General features: G+C 71.4%; 14 protein-coding genes. 4 read left to right on the top strand and 10 right to left on the bottom strand.

The features are described from left to right. Positions 1–23 precede the first annotated feature (23 nt). From ACYVKF_RS16490 to ACYVKF_RS16480, 3 genes are all read right to left on the bottom strand, one after another. A complete protein-coding gene (locus ACYVKF_RS16490; RefSeq protein ID WP_056918988.1) occupies positions 24–1,061 on the bottom strand; it encodes a tRNA (adenine-N1)-methyltransferase in 1,038 nt (345 codons plus the stop codon). Positions 1,062–1,140: 79 nt separating this feature from the next. Next, positions 1,141–2,529, bottom strand: a complete 1,389-nt coding sequence (locus ACYVKF_RS16485; RefSeq protein WP_460967821.1) for an SGNH/GDSL hydrolase family protein — start codon at positions 2,527–2,529, stop codon at positions 1,141–1,143. Between the two features lie 78 nt (positions 2,530–2,607). After that, positions 2,608–3,735, bottom strand: coding sequence for a site-2 protease family protein (locus tag ACYVKF_RS16480; protein ID WP_460967819.1), 1,128 nt, complete (start codon positions 3,733–3,735; stop codon positions 2,608–2,610). 134 nt (positions 3,736–3,869) lie between these two features. On the opposite strand from ACYVKF_RS16480, the gene metH reads away from it, so the two are divergent. Together metH and ACYVKF_RS16470 are read left to right on the top strand one after the other, a co-directional pair. Continuing rightward, the gene (gene metH / locus ACYVKF_RS16475) at positions 3,870–7,592 is read left to right on the top strand and encodes a methionine synthase (protein ID WP_460968773.1); all 3,723 of its coding nucleotides are present in this window, start codon (positions 3,870–3,872) and stop codon (positions 7,590–7,592) included. 94 nt (positions 7,593–7,686) lie between these two features. Beyond that, positions 7,687–8,532 carry a RecB family exonuclease gene (locus ACYVKF_RS16470; protein ID WP_056914395.1) on the top strand — a complete coding sequence of 282 codons (846 nt, stop codon included), beginning with the start codon at positions 7,687–7,689 and terminating at the stop codon, positions 8,530–8,532. A 31-nt stretch (positions 8,533–8,563) separates the two neighbouring features. On the opposite strand, the gene ACYVKF_RS16465 is transcribed toward ACYVKF_RS16470, so the two are convergent. Next, positions 8,564–9,265, bottom strand: a complete 702-nt coding sequence (locus ACYVKF_RS16465; RefSeq protein WP_460967816.1) for an HAD family hydrolase — start codon at positions 9,263–9,265, stop codon at positions 8,564–8,566. Between the two features lie 148 nt (positions 9,266–9,413). On the opposite strand from ACYVKF_RS16465, the gene ACYVKF_RS16460 reads away from it, so the two are divergent. Next, positions 9,414–10,265: a PAC2 family protein gene (locus ACYVKF_RS16460; protein WP_056914393.1), complete on the top strand. Its 852-nt coding sequence runs from the start codon at positions 9,414–9,416 to the stop codon at positions 10,263–10,265. 10 nt (positions 10,266–10,275) lie between these two features. Here the strand turns inward: ACYVKF_RS16460 and mshC are convergent, their stop codons facing one another. The 4 genes from mshC to ACYVKF_RS16440 are packed head-to-tail and all read right to left on the bottom strand — an operon-like array spanning position 10,276 to position 13,597. Further along, positions 10,276–11,523 carry a cysteine--1-D-myo-inosityl 2-amino-2-deoxy-alpha-D-glucopyranoside ligase gene (gene mshC / locus ACYVKF_RS16455; RefSeq protein ID WP_460967814.1) on the bottom strand — a complete coding sequence of 416 codons (1,248 nt, stop codon included), beginning with the start codon at positions 11,521–11,523 and terminating at the stop codon, positions 10,276–10,278. A gap of 22 nt (positions 11,524–11,545) precedes the next feature. Beyond that, entirely contained in the window at positions 11,546–12,325 is a 780-nt protein-coding gene (locus ACYVKF_RS16450; RefSeq protein WP_460968771.1) for an SCO1664 family protein, read from the bottom strand. A gap of 26 nt (positions 12,326–12,351) precedes the next feature. Beyond that, positions 12,352–12,888, bottom strand: coding sequence for a DUF3090 domain-containing protein (locus ACYVKF_RS16445; protein ID WP_056914390.1), 537 nt, complete (start codon positions 12,886–12,888; stop codon positions 12,352–12,354). Between the two features lie 10 nt (positions 12,889–12,898). Further along, positions 12,899–13,597, bottom strand: a complete 699-nt coding sequence (locus ACYVKF_RS16440) for an MSMEG_4193 family putative phosphomutase (protein ID WP_056914389.1) — start codon at positions 13,595–13,597, stop codon at positions 12,899–12,901. 59 nt (positions 13,598–13,656) lie between these two features. On the opposite strand from ACYVKF_RS16440, the gene corA reads away from it, so the two are divergent. After that, positions 13,657–14,637: a magnesium/cobalt transporter CorA gene (gene corA / locus ACYVKF_RS16435; RefSeq protein WP_056914388.1), complete on the top strand. Its 981-nt coding sequence runs from the start codon at positions 13,657–13,659 to the stop codon at positions 14,635–14,637. Positions 14,638–14,686: 49 nt separating this feature from the next. Here corA and ACYVKF_RS16430 read toward each other — a convergent pair whose 3' ends face one another. After that, positions 14,687–15,544 carry an undecaprenyl-diphosphate phosphatase gene (locus ACYVKF_RS16430; protein WP_460967811.1) on the bottom strand — a complete coding sequence of 286 codons (858 nt, stop codon included), beginning with the start codon at positions 15,542–15,544 and terminating at the stop codon, positions 14,687–14,689. 33 nt (positions 15,545–15,577) lie between these two features. Next, positions 15,578–16,636: an LLM class F420-dependent oxidoreductase gene (locus ACYVKF_RS16425; RefSeq protein WP_460967809.1), complete on the bottom strand. Its 1,059-nt coding sequence runs from the start codon at positions 16,634–16,636 to the stop codon at positions 15,578–15,580. Between the last annotated feature and the right edge of the window lie 58 nt (positions 16,637–16,694).

The following is a 16,694-nucleotide window of genomic DNA, read 5'->3' as shown; positions in this document are numbered from 1 at the left end:
CGATAAGCAAACCTAACCCTGAACTACTCCGTGGTCTCGGAGGTTTGGGTCACAGAACGGCGAACCCGCCGGATCTTCTTGTCTGATGGGACGCGCTCGCCGATGTCCTCGGGCGTGAACTCCCCTTCGCGGCCGAAGCTGGAGTCCTGCACGGGTGCACCGTCCTCGTCGACCGAGCCCTTGCCGGGGCGGCGCTTGCGCAGCGGCGGGGTGACGCCGGGCGCGAGCCGACGGGTGGTGATGAGGAAGCCGGTGTGTCCGTGCATCCGGTGCTGCGGTCGCACGGCGAGCCCCTCGAGGTGCCAGCCGCGGACCAGGGACTCCCACGCCTCGGGCTCGGTGTAGCCGCCGTGCTCGCGGACACCCTCGGCCACGCGGGACAGCTGGGTGGCCGTGGCGACGTAGCAGATCAGCACACCGCCGGGCAGGAGCGCGTCGGCGACGGCGTCCAGGCACTCCCAGGGGGCCAGCATGTCGAGGACGACGCGGTCCACGCTGCCGGGCTCGACGTGCTGCGGCAGCTCCTCGACGAGGTCGCCGACGGTGACCTGCCACGCCGGGTGGTCCTGCCCGAAGAAGGCGCGGGCGTTGCCCTTGGCGATGTCGGCGAAGTCCTCGCGCCGTTCGAACGAGTGGACGTGGCCCGTCTCCCCCACGGCCCGCAGCAGGCTCATCGACAGCGCGCCGGAACCGACGCCGGCCTCGACGACCCGGGCGCCCGGGAAGATGTCGGCCATGGTGACGATCTGGCCGGCGTCCTTGGGGTAGACGACGGCGGCACCGCGCGGCATCGACATGACGTAGTCCGACAGCAGCGGCCGGAGGGCGAGGTACTCGACCCCGGCCGTGTTCCTGACGACGGACCCGTCGGGGCTGCCGATGAGGTCGTCGTGGGCGAGGCGTCCGCGGTGGGTGTGGAACTCGCGTCCCGCCTCGAGGGTGATCGTGTGCAGGCGCCCCTTCGGGTCGGTCAGCTGCACCCGCTCGCCCTCGGAGAACGTGCCACGGCGCAGGTCGGCCCCGGTCGCGGCGGGAGGGGTCTGGTCGGGGGTGCTGCTCATGGCGGCGAAGTCTAGTTCTCCCCGGAGCTGGCCCCGGACCCGCGGTCGTCGCACGACACCGGCGCACCGGAGGAGGCCGTCAACGGGGCTGGCCGAGCAGCTCTGGCAGGTCGACGGCCGCTGCCATCGCGGCATACCCGAGGTCGTTCGGGTGCAGGTGGTCCCCGCTGTCGTACGCAGCCACCAGACGGGTCGGCTGCACCGGGTCGCGCAGGGCGGCATCGAGGTCGAGCACCGCGTCGGGCTCCCCGGACCCGCGGATCCAGTCGTTGACGGCCACGCGCACGGCCTCGCGCTCCGGCGTCCAGCGTGGCCACCCCCGGAACGGTCCGATGGTGGCCACCACCACACGCACGTGGCGTTCGTGGGCGCGGACCAGGATCTCCCGATAGGCGGCGACGAGGTCCTGCGGGTCCGTCTCCGACGGGTCCTGCTGGATGTCGTTGACGCCCTCGAGCACGACGACGGTCTCCACACCGCTCCGGGTCAGCACGTCCCGCGTGAACCGGCCCAGGGCGCGTTCCCCCTGCCCCTGGCCGTGGGCGTCGAGCAGGAGCCGGTTGCCGCTGATCCCGGCGTTGAGCACCCCGAACCTCAGCGCACGTGGCTCGGCCAGCACCCGGTCGGCGAGGCGGTCGGGCCAGCGGTGGTCGGCGTCCAGCGTCGAGGCCGCGCCGTCGGTGATCGAGTCGCCCAGGAACACGACCGACCCGGACGCCGTGGCGCGGACGTCCAAGCCGTCGAGGAACCAGAACGACGTCGTACGTCCCGGGAACGCTGCGACCGACGTCGACGCGGTCTGGTCACCGTGGCCGACGTACCCCGTCGAGTGCGCCTGGGGGTGGTAGGTCGCGGGTCCGGTCGGTCCGGGCAGGTGCAGGCTGACGAGCAGGTCAGCGTCGTCCGGGACCACGATCGCCACCGGGTCGGAGGCGGTCGCCGAGCCCGCCGGTATGACGACGTGCCGGCTCCCGCCGAACGTGACGGGAACGAGGGTGGTCGGGTCGAGGTCACCGCGGAGCGGGCCGTGCCGGGTCGCGGGGCGCGCGAGGGTGGCGGAGACCGACAACGGCGAGGTGCCGTGGACGTTGGTGAGGCGCAGGCGGACGACGTCACCGCCCAGCGACACGTGGACGCGCTGGCGCAGGGTGACGTCGGTGAACCCCGCAAGCGCCTCCCCGGCCTGCGGCACGGCGACCGCCGTGGCCCAGGTGCCGACCCACCGGACCGGGGCCGCTGACGGGATGGCGGCCGGCGTGGCCCCATCCTCCTGCGGGACCTCGCCGCGCGACGGCTTCGGGGACACCGCCACCAGCGACCGGCTCGATCCGTCCGTGGGGGCGTCGGCCGACGCCGCACGGGTGAGGCCGCCCACGGACGCGATGCCCGCGAGCAGGACGACCGAGGCCAGGGCGGCTGCCGCGACCGCGTGGCGCCGGCGCCTGCGGGGCACCGGGGCGGAGGTCATGGGCCGGACCCTACGTCGCCCGAAATGTCCCATCAAGGGATGCCCGCGCATCCGGACCGAACGACCCACCGGCCGCGCTCAGCCGTTGAGGGCGCGACCGATGTCGGCGGCGTGCACGACGCCCACCACCCGGCCCTGGTGGACGACGGCGCCCACGGTGATCTGGAACTCCTGGAGGGCGGCGACCGCAGGCATCACGTCCCCCGCGGGGTCGGCCTCGATCACCCAGCCCGGGTGCTGCTGGCTGGCGACGGCGCTCACCGGCGTGTGGGGGCGCGCGTCCGGCGGCACCGACGACAGGTGGGCGGAGTCGACGTAGGCGGTTGGCCGCCCGTGTGCGTCCACGACGACGAGCTCGCCGCCCGGCGTGGCGGGCAGCTCGGCGACGTGTGCCGTCTCGGGCACCGCGATGGCCGGGTGCATCACCGAGCCCAGCCGCAGGCGACCGATCGTCGAGAGGGCCCGCCCGCGCCGGATCGACTCCGTCGCGCCGGTCCAGAGGATGGAGGCGATGAACAGCGACCAGATGTGGCTGAACCCGATCTGCTGACCAGTGGCCACGGGCCGGACGAAGAACCACAGGACGACCAGGGCCGCCAGGACACGGCCGCTCCAGCCGGCCACGACCGAGCCCTTGTTGCGGTCCCCGGTGACCTTCCACACGACGCACTCGAGCACCTGCCCGCCGTCGAGCGGCATGCCGGGAAGGATGTTGAGGACGGCCAGCGAGCCGTTGATGATGACCAGTCCCTCGAGGATGCGCCCCGACACGTCGCCGGTCGCGGAGGGAAGGGCGAGCCACGCCAGCCCGGCGAACACCGCGTTCGAGGCCGGACCGGCGGCGGCGACGAGCGCCATCCGTCCCGGGGTGGTGCGACCGGCCTCCATCGAGGTGTGGCCGCCCCAGAGGTTCGCGACGATCCGGACCACGGGCATGCCGAAGGCCCTTGCCGTCGCGGCATGCGCGGCCTCGTGCACGAGCACGCTCACCAGGAGGACGAGGGCCTGCGCGATGCCGATGCCGATGCCGAGCAGCGGCCGCGTCCCCAGGAACGGGCGGGCCACGATCGCGGTGATGACCACGGCGATGAGGAACCAGCTGGGTGCGACGTAGACGGGGATCCCGGCGACCCGCGCGATGCGGACCCCGAGGCCGCGGTCCTGCTCGTCCTCGGGGGCGTGGTGCCCTCGGGCAGCGGTCGTCATGCCCTGACAGTACGTGAACCACCCGGACGTCCGAGCAGGCGCCGGTCCATACTTGACCGGTGCCCGACTCACCCGCATTCCAGCCCGACGCGACCGACCAGCTGAGGTCCGCCCTCACCGAGCGGATCCTCGTGATGGACGGCGCCATGGGCACGATGATCCAGCGGGAGGGACTGGGCGAGGACGACTACCGCGGCGAGCGCTTCGCCGACTGGCCGAGCGACCTCAAGGGGAACAACGACCTGTTGTCGCTGACCCAGCCCGAGATCATCGCCGGCATCCACACGGCATACCTCGAGGCGGGGGCCGACCTCGTCGAGACGAACACCTTCAACGCCCAGAAGATCTCCCTCGCCGACTACGGCATGGAGGACCTGGCGTACGAGATCAACCTCGAGTCGGCGCGCCTGGCCCGGGCCGCGTGCGACGCCATGACCGAGAAGACGCCGGACCGTCCGCGGTGGGTGCTGGGCGCGCTCGGCCCCACCAACCGCACCGCCTCGATCTCCCCCGACGTCAACGACCCCGGCAAGCGCAACGTCACCTTCGACGAGCTCGTGGACGCCTACACCGAGCAGGCCCGGGGGCTCGTCGACGGAGGTGCGGACGTCCTCATCGTCGAGACGATCTTCGACACCCTCAACGCCAAGGCCGCGATCTTCGCGCTCGAGACGTTGTTCGAGCAGCACGAGCGCCGGTGGCCGGTCATCATCTCCGGCACCATCACCGACGCGTCGGGGCGCACCCTGTCCGGCCAGGTCACCGAGGCGTTCTGGAACTCCGTGCGCCACGCACGCCCGATCGCGGTCGGCCTCAACTGTGCGCTCGGCGCCGAGGAGATGCGCCCGTATGCCGCGGAGCTGGCGCGCGTCGCCGACACCTTCGTGTCGTGCTACCCCAACGCCGGGCTGCCCAACGCCTTCGGGGAGTACGACGAGCTGCCCGACCAGATGGCGGCGATCGTGGGCGAGTTCGCGCAGGCCGGGCTGGTCAACCTGCTGGGCGGATGCTGCGGCACGACGCCGGACCACATCGCGGCGATCGCCAAGGCCGCCAGCGACCAGTCGCCCCGCGTCCCCCCGGAGGTCTCCCCCGCCCTGCGGCTGTCCGGCCTCGAGCCGTTGACCGTCACCGAGGAGTCGCTGTTCGTCAACGTCGGTGAGCGCACCAACATCACCGGGTCGGCACGGTTCCGCAAGCTCATCCAGGCCGAGGACTACGGCACGGCGCTCAACGTGGCCCGCCAGCAGGTCGAGGCCGGGGCCCAGGTCATCGACATCAACATGGACGAGGGCATGATCGACGGCGTCGCCGCGATGGACCGCTTCGTCAAGCTCGTCGCGAGCGAGCCCGACATCTCCCGGGTGCCGCTGATGGTCGACTCCTCGAAGTGGGACGTCATCGAGGCCGGCCTGAAGTGCGTGCAGGGCAAGCCGATCGTCAACTCCATCTCCATGAAGGAGGGCGTCGAGCCGTTCGTCGAGCACGCGCGGCTGTGCCGCAAGTACGGCGCGGCGATCGTCGTGATGGCCTTCGACGAGGACGGCCAGGCCGACTCCCTCGAACGACGCAAGGTGATCTGCCAGCGGGCCTACGACATCCTCACGCAGGAGGTCGGCTTCCCTGCCGAGGACATCATCTTCGACCCCAACATCTTCGCCGTGGCCACGGGCATCGAGGAGCACGCGGCCTACGGGACCGACTTCATCGAGGCCACGCGCTGGATCAAGGAGAACCTCCCTGGGGCCCTGGTCTCCGGCGGCGTCTCCAACGTCTCCTTCTCGTTCCGTGGCAACAACGCCGTGCGCGAGGCGATCCACGCGGTGTTCCTCTTCCACGCCATCCGGGCGGGGATGGACATGGGCATCGTCAACGCCGGCGCCCTCGTCGTCTACGACCAGGTCGACGCGACCCTGCGCGAGCGCATCGAGGACGTGGTCCTCAACCGCCGCCCCGACTCGACCGAGCGGCTGCTCGAGATCGCCGACTCGTTCAACACGGGTGACACCAAGCAGGAGGCGATCGCCGAGGAGTGGCGGTCCCTGCCCGTCGGCGAACGCATCACCTACGCCCTGGTCAAGGGCATCGACGAGCACGCCGAGTCCGACACCGAGGAGCTGCGCCAGGAGATCAGCGACCGCGGCGGGCGGCCGATCGAGGTCATCGAGGGCCCCCTCATGGACGGCATGAACGTCGTGGGTGACCTGTTCGGCAGCGGCAAGATGTTCCTGCCGCAGGTCGTGAAGTCGGCCCGCGTCATGAAGAAGGCGGTGGCCTACCTCATCCCGTTCATCGAGGCGGAGAAGACCGAGGCCGAGGTCGCCGAGAACCGCAGCAAGGGCAAGATCGTCCTCGCCACCGTCAAGGGCGACGTGCACGACATCGGCAAGAACATCGTCGGCGTGGTGCTGCAGTGCAACAACTACGACGTCGTCGACCTCGGCGTCATGGTGCCCGCGCAGAAGATCATCGACGCGGCGAAGGCCGAGAAGGCGGACGTGATCGGCCTGTCCGGCCTCATCACCCCGAGCTTGGACGAGATGGTCAACTTCGCCTCCGAGATGGAGCGCCAGGGCCTCGACCTGCCGCTGCTCATCGGAGGTGCCACGACCTCACGGGCGCACACGGCCGTCAAGGTCGACCAGCAGTACCACGGGCCCGTCGTGTGGGTGAAGGACGCGTCCCGCTCCGTCCCGGTCGTGTCCAAGCTGCTCGCGGACGACCAGCGCGAGGTCCTCATGGCCGACGTCAAGGCCGACTTCGACGCCCTGCGCGCCCGGCACGCGGCCAAGTCGACCGAACGCCCGCTCGTCTCGATCGAGGTCGCCCGCGAGAAGGCCACCCCGATCGACTGGTCCGGCTACCGCCCGCCGGTCCCCCACCTCGTCGCCGCCCAGGAGAAGGAGCTGCTGCGCCGGCAGTCGGGTCACCAGCGCCCCACGGTGACGCAGTTCGTCAAGACGTTCACCGACTACCCCATCGCTGAGCTGCGCGACTACATCGACTGGCAGCCGTTCTTCCTCGCGTGGGAGATGAAGGGCCGCTTCCCTGACATCCTCAACAACCCCGCGACGGGCGAGGCCGCCAGCAAGCTCTACGAGGACGCCCAGCGGATGCTCGACCGCGTCATCGACGAGAAGTGGCTGCGCGCCAGTGGCGTGCTCGGGCTCTTCCCGGCGAGCTCGGTCGGCGACGACATCGAGGTCTACACGGACTCGTCGCGCGCGACCGTGGCGACCACCCTGCACACGCTGCGCCAGCAGGGGCAGCACCGCCAGGGTGTGCCGAACCGCGCGATGTCGGACTTCGTGGCACCCAAGGAGACCGGGCTCCGCGACCACGTCGGCGCCTTCGCCGTGACGGCCGGGCTCGGGTCCGCCGAGCGGGTGGCCGACTTCAAGGCCGCCAACGACGACTACTCGGCGATCCTGCTCGAGTCCCTCGCCGACCGGCTGGCCGAGGCCTTCGCGGAGCGGCTGCACGAGCGCGTCCGCCACGACTTCTGGGGGTACGCGCCGGACGAGCACCTGCGCAACACCGACCTCATCGCCGAGAAGTACGTCGGCATCCGCCCCGCGCCGGGCTACCCCGCCTGCCCCGACCACACCGAGAAGGAGCTCCTCTGGGAGCTGCTCGACGTCAAGGAGCGCACGGGGATCGAGCTCACCGAGTCGATGGCCATGTGGCCGGGGGCCGCGGTGTCCGGCTGGTACTTCTCGCACCCGCAGTCGCAGTACTTCGTCGTCGGCCGCCTCGGGCGCGACCAGGTCGAGGAGTACGCCGAGCGCAAGGGCTGGACGCTGCGCGAGGCCGAGCGCTGGCTCAGCCCGAACCTGGGCTACCAGCCCGAGGACTGAGCGCACGCCATACCTGTGGACGCGTTCACGACCCGTCCACAGGTATGGCGCGGCCCGCGCGGCCGTGTCGGTCGGGGCACCTAGAGTGCGGGTCATGGTTCCCGCTCTCTCGCCGAGCCGTGCGTCCGACTTCAAGCAGTGCCCGCTGCTGTACCGGTTCCGCACGATCGACAAGCTGCCCTCGCCGCCCAGCCCCGCTGCGGCGCGCGGGACGCTCGTGCACGCGGTCCTCGAGCGCTTGTTCGACCTGCCGGCGGACGAGCGCACCCCGGCCGCGGCCCAGGCCCTCCTCGGCCCGCAGTGGAGCGCGCTGGTCGAGGAGGAGCCCGAGCTGGCTGCGATGATCGCCGACGACGCCAAGCTGACCGAGGACGGTTGGTTCAGCGACGCGCAGGCCCTCATCGAGACGTGGTTCACCCTCGAGGACCCGACGAGGCTGGAGCCCGCCGAGCGGGAGCTCTACGTCGAGACCGACGTCGACGGGCTCGTGCTGCGCGGCTACGTCGACCGCCTCGACGTGGCGCCGGACGGGGCGATGCGCGTCGTCGACTACAAGACCGGCCGGTCGCCGAGCGAGCTGTTCGAGGGCAAGGCGCTGTTCCAGATGAAGTTCTACGCGCTGGTGCTCTGGCGGCTCCGCGGGGAGATCCCGCGACTGCTCCAGCTCGTCTACCTCGGCAACGGCGAGGTCGTCCGCTACGCGCCGGACGAGCACGACCTGCTCAGCCTGGAGCGCAACCTCAAGGCGGTCTGGGTCGCGATCGAGCGGGCCGCGACGACCGGCGACTGGCGACCCAAGACGTCCAAGCTCTGCGACTGGTGCGACTTCCGCGAGTTCTGCCCCGCGTGGGGTGGCACGCCCCCGCCGCTGCCGGAGAACGCCGCGCTCATCGCGCTCAACCCTGCCGTGTCCGGGCAGGTCGAGCCCACGGACGAGTAGCCGCGCGGGCCCTGCCCGACGCAGGACCTGCCTACTTCCGACGGGACCCGTCGAACAGGCTGACCAGGTCGGCCGGGGCCAGCCCTCGAAGGCTCGGCACCTGCACCGCCCCGACGGTCACGGGCACCGGGACGACGTGCGGCACCGCGATCGTCGGCACCCCTGCGGAGACGGCCGACCGCACCCCGGTCGGGGAGTCCTCGATCGCGACGCAGTCGCCGACCTCGACGCCGAGGGCGCGGGCGGCCGCGAGGTAGGGCTCGGGGTGGGGCTTGCCGTGCTCGACCTCGTCGCCGGTGATGACCGCGGCGAAGGTGCCCTCGGGGAGGGCCCCCACCACGCTGTCGGCCAGCGACCGCCACGACATGGTGACCAGGGCGTTGGGGACTCCTGCGGCCTGGAGCGCGTCGAGCAGCTCGAGCGCACCAGGCCGCCACGGCACGTGCTCCTGCACCTGGACGACCACCCGGCGGAGCAGCTCCTCGATGATCTCGAGGGGCTCGAGCTCCACGGGGCTGTTGTCGCGGATGAACTCGGCGGAGACCATGAGGTCGTTGCCGACGAGCTGGTGGGCGTACTCGTCGTTCCAGACCCCGCCGGCCTCCTCGACGATCGCGTGCTCGGCCGTGATCCAGTACGGCTCGGTGTCGACGAGGGTCCCGTCCATGTCCCAGAACACCGCGGCGGGGAGCCCTTCCTCCGGTGCGGCGGGCGACGTGCTGGGCGTGGACATGACTGGGGTGCTCCGCGCGGTCGGTGGGGCAGGCTGGGACGGCGCGCCCGACTATACGCAGCCTCTCCGGTGGTGCCGCACCGCGGACCGTAGGCTGGGAGGACGAGGTGTGCCGTCGGCAACGGGCCGGCCCGGGCAAGGAGGAACAGTGATCGAGCTCGAAGACGTACCGGAGCTCAACAACCCGGTCGTCATCGCCGCCTTCGAGGGCTGGAACGACGCCGGCGAGGCGGCCACCGCAGCCATCGACCACCTCATCGACGTGTGGGACGCCGAGGCCATCGCCGCGCTGGACCCGGAGGAGTACTACGACTTCCAGGTCAACCGCCCCCGCGTGGTCCTCGACGACGGCCGCCGCCGCATCCACTGGCGCACCACCCGGATCCTGGTCGCGACGAGTGACGCGCTGGAGCGCGACATCGTCCTCATCCAGGGCATCGAGCCCTCCTTCCGCTGGCGCGCGTTCACGATCGAGCTGATGGAGTTCGCCCAGCAGGTGGGGGCGAGCACCGTGGTCACGCTCGGCGCGCTCATGGCCGACGTCGCACACACCCGACCCATCCCGGTGACCGCGACGTCCGACGACGAGGACGTCCTGCACCGCTTCGACCTCGAGCCCAGCCGCTACGAAGGACCGACCGGCATCGTCGGGGTCCTCGCCGACGCGGCCACCCAGTCAGGCCTGCAGTCGATCTCCTGCTGGGCCGCCGTCCCGCACTACGCCGGCCACTCCCCCTCGCCCAAGGCCACCCTGGCGCTGGTGTCCCGGCTGGAGGAGCTGCTCGACCTCCCCATCCCGCACGGTGACCTCACCGACGGGGCCAAGGCGTGGGAGCGCGGCATCAACGAGCTCGCCGAGACCGACGACGAGGTCGCGGAGTACGTCCAGTCCCTCGAGGAGGCCCAGGACACCGCCGACCTCCCCGAGGCCAGCGGCGACGCGATCGCCCGGGAGTTCGAGCGCTACCTGCGTCGTCGGGGCCAGGACGGCCCCGGCTGACGACCTCCGGTCAGACCCGGACGCCCAGGATGGCGTCCAGGGCCCGGGCGAGGACGCCCGCCGAGGTGGCGTCACGGCCCCCGCGCGTCAGGCACTCCTTGGCCCAGCGGTCCACCGCAGCCAGCGCGCCCGGGGTGTCGAGGTCGTCGGCGACGTGGCGCCGCACCTGCTCGATCGTCTCCTCGGCGTCCGGGGCGGCGTTGACGGACAGCGCGGCACGCCACGTCTCGAGTCGCGCCTGCGCCTGCGCGAGCAGGTCGTCGGTCCACGACCACTCGGTCCGGTAGTGCTGCGAGAGCAGGGTCAACCGGATCGCCATGGGGTCGACGCCGTCCGCGCGCAGCTTCGAGACGAGCACGAGGTTGCCCTTGGACTTGCTCATCTTCTCGCCGTCGAGACCGACCATCGCCTGGTGGGCGTAGGTGCGGGCGAACGGGCGTTCCTCGGTGAGGACGACGGCCTGGGTCGCACTCATCTCGTGGTGGGGGAAGATCAGGTCGGTGCCGCCACCCTGCACGTCGAAGCTCATGCCGAGGTGGTCCAGGGCGATGGCGGTGCACTCGATGTGCCAACCGGGGCGGCCGGCGGGGAGCCCTTCGACCTCCCACGACGGCTCGCCCTCCCGGGCCGAGCGCCACAGCAGCGGGTCGAGGGCGTCGCGCTTCCCGGGCCGGTCGGGGTCGCCCCCGCGCTCGGCGTAGACCGCGAGCATCTCCTCCCGGGTCCAGTTCGAGACCGACCCGAAGCCCTCGTCGCTGGTCAGGTCGAGGTACAGGTCGTTGCCCTCGGACTCGGCCGTCTCGACCTCGTAGGCAGCACCGGTGGCCAGCAGCCCGCGCACGGCGGCCGCGACGGGCTCGATGCTCTCGACGACGCCGATGTAGTGGTCCGGCGGCACGACCGCGAGGGCGGTCATGTCCTCGCGGAACAGTGCGATCTCGCGGTGGGCGAGGTCCTGCCAGCGGACGCCGTCGCGCTCGGCCCGCTCGATCAGGGGGTCGTCGACGTCGGTGATGTTCTGGACGTACTCGACCTCGTGGCCCGCGTCGCGCAGCGCGCGGCCGAGGACGTCGAACGTCACGTAGGTCGCGGCGTGACCCATGTGCGTCGCGTCGTACGGCGTGATGCCGCAGACGTACATCCGCGCCGTCGGCCCCGGCGTCAGGGGCCGCACACCGCCCGTGGCGGTGTCGAAGACCTGGACCGGGTGGCCGGTGCCGGGGACGGCGGGGAGGAACGGGGTGGGCCAGGAGATCACAGCGGAACTCTACGGTGAGCCCTCACAGGGGCGGCCACGGGATGGCCGGCCACTGCCCGGACGGCATCGGGTATGCCGCGCGGTCGAGCAGGCGGCGCCCCCTGCCGAGCAGGGCTGCGACCTCGTCGATGGTCAGCAGGCCGTCCAGGTCGACCCGCAGCTCGGAGTCCTCGTCCTCGACGAGGTCGCACACCCTCGCCACGCGGGCGAGCTCGGTGTCCGGCAGCGGCTCACCGGCGAAGCCCCACAGCACCGTCCGCAGCTTGGGCTCCTGGTGCAGGCTGACGCCGTGGTCGAACCCGCGCAGGCGGTCTCCGTCACGCACGAGGTGGGAGCCCTTGCGGTCGGAGTTGTTGACGAGGGCGTCGAAGACGGCGACGGACCGGGCCGCCGGGGTGTCCTCATGGACGACCACGACCGGCTGGCCCAGCTCGTTCTCCCCACGCAGGACCGGCAGCCAGCCGCGGGGAACCTGCTTGGGTGCGACCAGGTCGACCGGGTGCTCCGGCTGCTCGCCGGGGTCACCCACCCACTGCTGGACCGAGCCGATGCCCTGGGGGCCGGACCGCAGGACGGTCGGGGGGACGACGTCCCAGCCACCGGCGGCGCTGATGAGGTAGCAGGCGACCTCGCGGCCCGCGAGGGTGCCGTCGGGGAAGTCCCACAGCGGCCGCTCCCCCTGCACCGGCTTGTAGATCGCGTAGGGGCCACCGGCGCCGACGCGCACGAGGACGGCGAGGTTCGACGCGTCGGCCAGCCGGCCGACCACCTCAAGGTCCGCCCTCGAGAGGACGTCGAGCAGGGCCGCGTCAGCGGACTGGCTCGCGCTCAGCGCTTGTAGCCGTTCGCGCGCGGGCAGATGTGACCCTCGGTCTCGAGGGGGCCACCGCAGAAGGGGCAGGGCGGACGACCGGCGGCGACGATCGACTGGGCGCGACGGGCGAAGGCCCTCGCCCGTGCCGGCGAGAGCACGACCCGCACCTGGCGGGGCTCCGACGCCAGCACCTCCGGGTCACCCGCCTCGGGCTCGTCCGGGTCGCGGTCGAGCGCCTCGATGATGACGACCTGACGGTCCTCGTCCCAGGCCAGCGCCAGGGTGTTGACGCGGAAGTCGTCCTCGATGGGGGTGTCGAGCGGTGCGTTGTCGACGACCTCCGCCGCGGCGTGGTCACCGCCCATCCCACCGGCGTAGCTGTCGAGGAGGTCGTTGATGCGGGTCGCCAGGACCCGGACCTGCTCCTTCTCGAGCGAGACGCTGCTGATGCGGCGCCCCTCGCTGGCCTGGAGGAAGAAGGTCCGCTGGCCGGGGGGCCCCACGGTGCCGGCGACGAACCGGTCCGGCGGGTCGAACTCGAGCAGCGACATGCCCAAAACTCTAACCGGCTCCCCCGCCGACCTGCGCATCACCCGTCGGCGGCGCGTCCTTCGGCGGCACGAAGCGGGTCAGGTCCGGGGTCAGCTCATTGGCCGCGAGGAGGAACGTGTGCCGCCCGCCGTAACGGATCGCCGACACCGACGCGGGGTCGGCGGTGTAGCGCTGGAAGTGGCCGAGCCCCGATCCTGTGGCGTCCGCGAGCAGCGCCTTGACGAGGTCGCCGTGGCTCACCGCGACCCAGATGGCCGTGTCGCCGTGCTCGGCCGCGACCTCGGCATCGATGCGCCGCACCGCGGCCACCACCCGGTCGCTCATCTCCTGCAGGCTCTCTGCGGCATACGTCTCGTGGTCCGGGAAGCGCGCGGAGGCGGGGTCGTCCTGGACGGTGGACCACAGCGGTTCCTTCGCGAGCTCGGCGAGCTTGCGCCCGCTCCAGGCGCCGTACGCGCACTCCTGGAGGTCGTCCTCGACCTGCACGGTCGCGCCGACGGCCTCGGCGAGCGGCGCCGCGGTCTCGAGGCAGCGCTCGAGCGGGCTGCTCACGACCCGGACCGGGGTGAGGTCGGTGAAGCGTTCGCCGAGGCGCTGCGCCTGTTCGCGACCGCGGTCCGTGAGGTGGACCCCGGGCAGCCGTCCGGCGAGGATCCCCTCGCCGTTCGCGCTGGAGTGGCCGTGGCGGACGAGCAGCAGGGTGGGCACGCGGGAACTCTACGGCCGGTCGCTCGCACCGACTGCACGGACGTGGTGGAGTAGCCCCCGTGATCGTCGACCAAGCCATCTACCGCGACGGGGTCCGCCAGGCGTGCGGAGACCTGAGCGAGGCCCTGGAAGCGCTGCGCACCGGGGACGACCCGCACGCGTTCCTGTGGATCGGGCTGAAGGACCCCACGGACGCGGAGTTCGACCTCGTCAACGACGAGCTCAAGCTGCATCCGCTCGCCGTCGAGGACGCGGTCAAGGGTAACCAGCGGGCCAAGGTCGAGCTCTACGACAACACGATCTTCGTGGTCCTCAAGACCCTGAGGTACCTCGACGAGACCAGCGACGTCGAGACCGGCGAGGTGATGCTCTTCGTCGGCGACCGTTTCGTCGTCACCGTCCGGTACGGCGAGCTCAGCCCGCTGGCCGCCGTGCGCAAGCGCCTCGAGGCAGCCCCCGACATGCTGCGCCACGGCGAGATCTCGGTGCTGCACGCCGTCATGGACGCCATCGTGGACAACTACGTCGAGATCGACGCCGAGCTGCAGACCGACCTCGAGCAGATCGAGGCGGCGGTCTTCGGCGGGCGCGGTCACGCAGACTCCGAGCAGATCTACAGCCTCAAGCGCGAGGTCGTGGAGTTCCGCCGGGCCGCGACCCCCCTCGCCGCGCCGCTCAACATGCTGCACGACGGCTCGCGCAGCCCGGTGTCCGTCAAGGAGATGCGGCTGCTCTTCCGCGACGTCGCCGACCACCTCCTGCGCGTCATCGACCACGTGGAGTCGTACGACCGACTGCTCACCGACGTCCTCAACGCGCACCTCGCGCAGATCACCGTGCAGCAGAACAGCGACATGCGGAAGATCTCGGCGTGGGTCGCGATCGCCGCGGTGCCGACGATGATCGCCGGCATCTACGGCATGAACTTCGACAACATGCCGGAGCTCAAGTGGCGGTACGGCTACTTCATCGTCCTGGCCGTCATGGCCGGGGCCTGCGGCAGCCTCTACCGCGCATTCCGCCGCTCCGGCTGGCTCTGACGACGAAGGGGCGGCCCGGTGACCCGGCCCGCCCCTGTCGTCACCTCCGTCAGGTGGCGGTCATCCAGCCTGCGGACAGCACGACGATGAGCACCACACCCAGCAGGACGCGGTACCAGACGAACGCGGTGATCTTGTTGGAGCTGACGAACTTGAGCAGCCAGGCGATGGACGCGTACGCCACGACGAACGACACCACGACGCCCACGACCATCTGGCCGACGCCGAGCAGCTTGAGGTGGTCGGCCTCGCTGACCATCTCGAACAGGCCCGCCGCGGTCAGGGCGGGGATGGCCATGAAGAACGACAGGCGGGTGGCCGTGAGTCGGTCGAGGCCACGGAACAGCCCGGCCGAGATCGTCGCTCCCGAGCGGGAGACGCCGGGGACCAGCGAGGCGCACTGCACGAGGCCGATGACGATCCCGTCGCGCAGGGTCACCTGTCCCTCGCCCCGCTCCTCCCCGTGCTTGACCAGGGCCGCGTGACGCGTCTCCGCGAGGTACATCACCGCGCTCCACAGGATGAGCGCCCCGGCGACCACCCAGAGGCTGCGCAGCGGTCCGCTGATCGCGTCCTTGGCGAGGAAGCCGACGATGCCCACCGGGATCGACCCGACGATGACGGCCCACGCCAGCTGGTAGTCGTGGTGGGTCCGGCCCTCGGCCCGCGTCAGTCCCCCGACCCAGGCGACGAGCAGCCGCACGATGTCCTTGCGGAAGTAGAGCAGCGTGGCGAGGATCGCCCCGAGCTGGATCACGGCGGTGTAGGCCGTGACGCCCGGGTCGTCGATCTGCAGGTCGAGCAGCTTCTCGGTGATGGTGAGGTGGCCGGTCGAGGAGACCGGCAAGAACTCGGTGAGTCCTTCGACGATGCCGAGGATCACGGCGTCGAGGTAGCTGAGGGTCACGGCTCTACTTTCGAGGGCGGGGACTGGGCAGGTTCAGCCGACAGTCTCCCGCATGACCTCGGCCATGGTCCGCACGACATGCAGCCGTGCGTCGAGGCTCCCTGCGAAGGGGGCGACGGAGAGCGTCCCGACGCCCGCGGCGGCATACCGGCCGATGCGCTCGGCGATGCGCGCCTTGGGTCCGATGAGGGACGTGGCGTCGATGAACTCGAACGGCACGGCGGCCGCGGCGTCACGGTGCTGCTTGGCGAGGTAGAGGTCCTGGACCTTCGCGGCGGCGTCCTCGAAGCCCATCCGGCAGGCGAGCTGGTTGTAGAAGTTCTGCTCACGCGAACCCATGCCACCGATGTACAGGGCAGCGTAGGGGCGGATCGCGTCCGCCGCGGCCTCGACGTCGTCGGCGACGACCACCGGCACCGACGGGGCGATGTCGAAGCCGGCCATGGGGTTCTCGTCCGTGCCGCGACCAGCGCGACGGCGCCCGGCGACGACGCTGGCCACCTGGTCGCCGGAGTGCTCGGGGCTGAAGAAGATGGCGTGCCACCCGTCCGCGACCTCGCCGGCGAGCTCGAGGTTCTTGGGACCCACGGCCGCCAGGTAGATCGGCAGGTCGGTGCGAGGCGGGTGGATGGTGAGCTTGAGCGCCTTGCCCGGGCCGTCGGGCAGCGGGAGCGTGAAGTGCTTGCCGGAGTAGGAGACCGTGTCGCGGCGCAGGGCCATGCGGACGATGTCGACGTACTCACGGGTTCGGCCCAGCGGTGCCGCGAAGCGCACCCCGTGCCAGCCCTCGCTCACCTGCGGGCCGCTGACCCCGAGGCCGAGCCGGAACCTGCCGCCCGACAGGGTGTCGAGCGTGGCTGCGGTCATCGACGTCATCGCCGGGGTACGGGCGGGAATCTGCATGACGGCTGCCCCGAGGTGGATCTTCTCGGTCAGGGCGCCGATCCAGGACAGCACGGTGGGGACGTCGGACCCGTACGCCTCCGCCACCCAGGCGACGGCGTAGCCGAGCCGGTCGGCCTCCTGCGCGACCGCGACGTTGTCCTGGTCCATGCCCATGCCGAAGTAGCCGAGGTTCACACCGAGTTCCATGGACCGAGGCTAGCGGCGGAGCCCTCGCTGCGTGCCGAAGCCGGGTGCCGGCCGAGCC

It is taken from the genome of Pedococcus soli, assembly GCF_054782575.1.
Note: the sequence above shows the minus strand (reverse complement) of the source record. Positions and strands in the feature narration are given on the sequence as shown.